The 5,999-nt window shown below is 57.7% G+C and carries 5 protein-coding genes; 4 read left to right on the top strand and 1 reads right to left on the bottom strand.

The annotated features are described in order from the left end of the window. A partial coding sequence (locus tag IGS51_RS17245; protein WP_297080052.1) for a Tfp pilus assembly protein FimT/FimU occupies nt 1-449 on the bottom strand: 449 nt, incomplete at its 3' end. Nucleotides 450-626: 177 nt separating this feature from the next. Between IGS51_RS17245 and IGS51_RS17250 the strand changes: the two genes are divergently transcribed. The 4 genes from IGS51_RS17250 (at nt 627) to IGS51_RS17265 (ending at nt 5,989) form a co-directional block, all read left to right on the top strand. Beyond that, nucleotides 627-1,397, top strand: a complete 771-nt coding sequence (locus IGS51_RS17250; RefSeq protein WP_297080053.1) for a WecB/TagA/CpsF family glycosyltransferase — start codon at nt 627-629, stop codon at nt 1,395-1,397. A gap of 321 nt (nt 1,398-1,718) precedes the next feature. Further along, nucleotides 1,719-2,966, top strand: a complete 1,248-nt coding sequence (locus tag IGS51_RS17255; protein ID WP_297080054.1) for a Zn-dependent hydrolase — start codon at nt 1,719-1,721, stop codon at nt 2,964-2,966. A 447-nt stretch (nt 2,967-3,413) separates the two neighbouring features. Beyond that, entirely contained in the window at nt 3,414-4,607 is a 1,194-nt protein-coding gene (locus IGS51_RS17260) for an ABC transporter ATP-binding protein (protein WP_297080055.1), read from the top strand. 68 nt (nt 4,608-4,675) lie between these two features. Then, a complete protein-coding gene (locus IGS51_RS17265) occupies nt 4,676-5,989 on the top strand; it encodes an extracellular solute-binding protein (RefSeq protein WP_297080056.1) in 1,314 nt (437 codons plus the stop codon). The last annotated feature ends 10 nt before the right edge of the window (nt 5,990-5,999 follow it).

The raw sequence follows: 5,999 nt of genomic DNA on the forward strand, positions 1-5,999 counted from the left end.
GTCACCCGGCCCAGTTGCCCAAGGACTCGACCTTGATGATTAAACTGAACGCGATACAGCCCACCCGTTTGATACAGCGTCATTTCTGTGGGATGAAGCTGAATACTGGGGTCGAGGTCGCGCCACAAAATCTGTTCAATGGGGGTGTTGATCGGATGGGCGGCAACTTGCACAAAGCCGTAGGAGTCTGTCCGCAGGCTGACCTGCCAGGTGGAGCGGGTTTGCTCTGCCCGAAACTGGGCCAGCCGCATGGTTTGAAAGATTTCATCCTGGGCTACGTTGAGACTGCGGGCGCTAAAGAAAGTAATCCAGCTAGGGGCGGCGATCGCCATCAGAACCGTAATAATCGCCACGACCGCAATTTTCTCGATCAGCGTAAACCCCATCGCCACGTCGCGCTCGAACCGGAGGGGCAAAGACCCTGCCCCCAAACGAGTTAAAGCTTTCATAGAGATTCATCAGAGTGTGAGAGATGCACCAGCCAACCTGTCCTTAAAATAAAATTCCCTACGGTGGCGATCGCCTATCGAGACATTCCCTCTAATGCACCCTCCCAGCAGAAAACCATCAGGGACGACCCGTTGGGGCATAATAATCAGCGGTGGTTTTGAGGAAACATGCTCAACATGCCTGACGTAATCGACGCGCTGCCAGATAACCTCCAACCCAAAACGGCCAGCGTATTGGGGCTGCCCATTCACCTGCTGCCGGACTATGGCGACTGGCTGCTGGCGCAACTCGCGGCGGGCGATCGCGGGGTGCATGTGGTCACGCTGAATGCCGAAATGGCGATGCAGGCTGAGCAAAACGACGCGCTGGCAGCGGTGATCCGGCAGGCAGAACTGGTGATTCCTGACGGGGCGGGCGTGGTGCTATATCTGCGGTTGCGACACCATCGCGTCAGCCGCTGTCCGGGTATTGAGCTATCTGAGCGGGTGATTCGAGCCTCTGCCGACCCGACCTTGCCCGGTGCGCCTTACTCTCTATTTTTCTTTGGGGGTGCGCCCGGTGTGGCAGAGGAAGCGGCACGGGTGTGGCAAGAAAAGGTGCCAGGGCTGGCGATCGCCGGAGTGCAGCACGGCTACCTCCCGCCCGAAGAGCAAGCCCCGCTGCTAGAAAGGCTCCGAGAACTCCAGCCGCGCCTGATTTTGGTGGGGCTAGGGGTTCCTCGACAAGAATTTTGGATTGCCCAACACCGCTATGTTTGCCCCAATGCAATTTGGATCGGCGTGGGCGGCAGCTTCGATATCTGGTCGGGCACCAAAACCCGTGCCCCCGGCTGGCTCCGCAACAACAACCTAGAGTGGGTCTATCGGCTCTATCAAGAACCGTGGCGCTGGCGGCGAATGCTGGCACTGCCGCAGTTTGCATGGCGGGCAGTGGTGTATAGAGGGTGACGGGGAAAGGGGGAAATTGGCAGAGCGCTGCGGGTTTGTTGCAGGTTCACTGCCGGATCACTACTACCTCTGAACGGTTGCCTTTTAGCGCCTTTTAGTGATGGCGGCAATACCCCGCGGCTCCAAGAGTTTGCGATTTCCGCATCTTTGTATACAGTATGCATATAGAAGCCAATTTATGCTGGGTAACTTGAGGACGTGTGCTGATTCGCCGATCTTCTAGGACGCAACGCCACCGACAGGATCAAACCTGGGATGGGAATCGCCTCAGTGACCCGTGTTGACGCTGAAATCACAGAAAATCAATATTTGGGGGATGGAATGGTAGTTCTTTCTAAACAGCTTGCAGTCAATGGCGATCGCCTCATGCAGTCCATTGATCGGCTGGCTAAAATCGGACGGCAGCCCAACGGCGACATCTGCCGCCTGGCCTTCTCGCCAGAAGACTTGCAGGCCCGCTATCTGGTGCAGCAGTGGATGATCGAGGCTGGTATGACCGTGCGGACGGACGCTGCCGGAAACCTGATCGGCCGCTACGAGGGCACCGACCCCAACGCACCCGCCCTGGCCACGGGTTCCCACATCGACACTGTGCCCTCTGGCGGCCCGTTTGATGGGGCGCTGGGCGTGCTGGGCGGCATTGAAGTCGTGCGGACGCTGAAGGAGAACGGCCTGCGGCTGCGGCATCCCATTGAGGTCATTGTATTTACCGATGAGGAGAGCAGCATGATCGGCGGGCAGGCGATCGCCGGGACGGTGCTGCTAGATCAGCCAGAGCGCTATTTGCCCAAGATCGACCAGCCGATTGAGTCGTGCCTAGAGAAAATTGGCGGCGACTGGAGCCAACTGCCCAGCGCCCGCCGCACCCGCGCCGACATTGCCGCCTTTGTGGAACTGCATGTGGAGCAGGGCTGCGTGCTGGAGCGCAAGGGACAGGCGATTGGCGTAGTGCAGGGCGTAGTGGGGATGCAGCGGCATCTGATCACGATTCATGGCCAGCCCAACCACGCAGGCACCACCCCGATGGACATGCGCCAAGACGCACTGATTGCCGCCGCAAAGGTAATTCTGTCGGTGCAGGCGATCGCCCTGGAGCAGCCCAGCCAGCCCGTTGCCACTGTCGGCTATCTCACCGTCGCCCCCAACGCGATGAACATCGTGCCGGGAACCGTAGAACTGTCGGTCGATATGCGCGACCTGTCGCAGGTGGTGCTAGAACAAATGCTGGAGAAGCTGAAGCAATCATTGCGCGAGATTGCGATCGCCACCCACACCCGCATCGACATCGCGCCCGTCCTCACGGTGGAGCCGACGCTGGCCTCTCTCAATGTCCAGGCAGCGATTGAAGCCGTCTCGCAAGACCTAAACCTGAGCTACCTCTACATGCCCAGCCGCGCCGGCCACGACGCAATGGAGATGGGCCGTTTTACCGACATGGGCATGATCTTCGTGCCCAGCCAAGAGGGACTCAGCCACTCCGGCATGGAATACACCTCGCCAGAGCAATGCACCCAGGGCGCGGACGTGCTGCTGCATACGCTGATCAAGCTCGACTCGATCTATGCCTAAAAGGCCTCAAAAAGGCCTATAGAGAGCCTCATAGAACCCGTTCAGCGGCCGTGGAAAGTCTTTCGCGGTCGTTTTTGAAGGCACAATTGGGATAAAGAGTCGTAAACCACCAGAAAATTCAGTGAAATTCCAGGAATCGACATTTTTCTAAAATTCTCCATGACTTGCGCCTAAAAGCTCTAGAGTTTGCGGAGGGTTATGAATGTAGCGTCAGATACAACGTGTAGATCTTTAAAGCCTTTTGATAGATGACATTCCTTCGGCATTAAGATGTCTGGCATCTGAATTGCAAATCTGAAGCACGAAGCCGCCAAGTGCGACTTTAATCCCGTAGAACCTTTCAGATAAATCCTTTCAGAATCGCTTGCTGAATCCGGGGGATCACCCGACTCACGTCGCCGCCGTCCAGGCTGCAAGGCTCTTTCAAGGCTTTTTGGGGATGTTTTAATGACTCACTCATCTGTCTCTGCTTCAGCTTCGCCGACCGTCGATGGGGGCGGAGTTGTACCAATTCCCTACGACATTCCATCCACGACCGTAGGCGTATCTCTCCGCTCGGTCACCAAAAAATACGGCCCCGTGACGGCAGTTGAAAACATCACCCTCGACATCCCGCCCGGTTCCTACTGCTGTTTGCTGGGACCGAGCGGCTGCGGCAAAACCACCACGATGCGAATGATTGCAGGGCATGAGGACATTACTCAGGGCGACGTATACATTGGCGACCTGCGGGTGAATGACCTGCCGCCTGCCCAGCGCAGCACCGCCATGATGTTCCAAAACTACGCCCTGTTCCCCCACAAGACGGTCTGGCAAAACGTCGAGTTTGGGCTGCGGATGCGCGATATCCCCAAGCCCGAACGCGACCAGCGCGTGGGGGAAATTCTGGAAATCGTCGGGCTGACTCCGCTTGCCAGCCGCAAGCCTGCCCAACTCAGCGGCGGCCAGCAGCAGCGCGTAGCCCTGGCGCGATCGCTCGTCACTCGTCCCCAGGTGCTAATGCTAGACGAACCCCTCAGCGCCCTCGATGAAAATCTGCGCGTAAAAACGCGGGGCGAACTGCGCCGTCTGCAAAAGCAGTTTGGCATGACCTTCATCCAGGTAACGCACAATCAGGACGAAGCCTATTCCCTGTCAGACATGATCGTGGTCATGGATCACGGGCGGATCGACCAAGTGGGCACGCCCCAGGACATCTTCGTCCGGCCGATTTCCCAGTTCGTAGCTAGATTCACGGGCGACAATAACATCTTCAAAGGCAGCGTCAGCCGCGCCGACCAAGATGCCGATGGCTATCTGGTACAGCTTGACGTACCAGGGCTGGGAGTGCTGCTGTGTCGTGGCGACTATGCCCAAGTCGGCTCAGCGGCCGCTTGCTCGGTGCGGGCAGACCGGGTCAAAGTAGAACCGCTGTCGGCTGCGGATACGTCGCCCCGCGCTTTGGTGAACCAGGTGACGGCACGAATTGTAGCCATTGAATTTACGGGCTATGTCACTCGCGTCACCCTGGCGCTAGAGAAAACTGGCCAGGAGGTGCTGTACAAAGTCCGCAGCACCGATTGGGTGAGCCAAGCGCTCCAGGAAGGGCAAGTCGTGGCGCTAAGCTGGCTGGCTGATGACTGTGTGTTCTTGTCGCATTAACGTCGCGTTAGCAGCGAGTCAAACAGCACCGCAACGTTTACCCACTATTCTCTACACATCTAGGCACTATGGCTAAAATCTCTCGTCGTCAGGTCATCCGCACTGGACTCGCCGCCGGAGCCGCGCTGGCTGCGACCCGTTGCGCCCGCAGCGAAGCCCCCGTCGGCACCCCCAACAACCCGGCTACGGGCCCAGAGGTGAACACCAACCAGACCAAGGACGTAACCCTGCGGCTGATTGGCACCGGCGTATCGCAAATCAATGAAATTCGCGATAAAGCCCAGCAAGATCTCGGCTTTAAGCTGGACATGCGCGCCCTCAGCACAGAGGAAAACAACCAGATCGCCATTACCCAACCCAGACAGTACGACATCTTTGACGGGGAATATTTCAGCCTGCCGCTAGTCGTGCCGTCGGGCAACCTCCAGCCCATCGATGTCAGCAAAGTGAAAGACTACGATAAGATTGTGCCCTTCTTTACTCAGGGCAAGTTTGAGGGAATGCCTGTAGAGCAGTCCCAAGGCACGGCTCCCTACAAGGTGCAATACGTCACCGGGCCCGACTCCAAGGAGTTTTCACCGACCCCCACCGACTACGCCACACTGATTCCGTTCCAATACAACGCAGACACGCTGGGCTACCGTCCCGACCTCGTGGGCCGCAAGATCGAAACCTGGGGCGAACTGTTCAATCCCGAATTCAAAGGCAAGACCTCGATTCTGGACATTCCCCAAATCGGCATTATGGACGCGGCGATGGTGGCCGAGTCGCTGGGGCTGATGAAATTTGCCGACAAGGGCAACATGACCCGCGAAGAAATCGACCAGATTACCAACATTCTTAAGGAGCAGAAGCGGGCGGGTCAGTTCCGGGCTTTCTGGAAGACCTTTGATGAATCGGTGAACCTGATGAATGCGGGCGAGGTGGTGCTGCAATCTATGTGGTCGCCTGCGGTGACGGCGGTGAAGGCCAAGGGAACGCAGTGTATCTATGCGCCGCTGAAGGAGGGCTATCGCGGCTGGGGCGGCGGCATCGGCCTGTCCAAGAATCTGTCGGGCATTCAACTTGACGCAGCCTACGAATACATCAACTGGATGCTGGAGGGCTGGGTCGGTTCCTTCCTGGGTCGCCAGGGCTACTACAGCGCTGCACCAGAAAACGCCAAGAAGTACATGTCTCAGGCAGAGTGGGACTTCTGGTATGAAGGCAAGCCCGCCGCCGAAGACATGGTAGACCCCTTCGGCAAGACGCTAGAGAAGAAGGGCGCAGTGCGGGATGGCGGCTCCTTCAAGGATCGCTTCGGCAACATCGTTTGCTGGAACTCCACGATGAAGGAGAACGTGTACCTGGTGCAAAAGTGGAACGAGTTTATCGCGTCGTAGCGATCGCCCC

Source organism: Thermoleptolyngbya sp. M55_K2018_002, from assembly GCF_015295965.1.
In the GTDB taxonomy this organism is placed as follows: Bacteria; Cyanobacteriota; Cyanobacteriia; order Elainellales; family Elainellaceae; genus Thermoleptolyngbya; species Thermoleptolyngbya sichuanensis.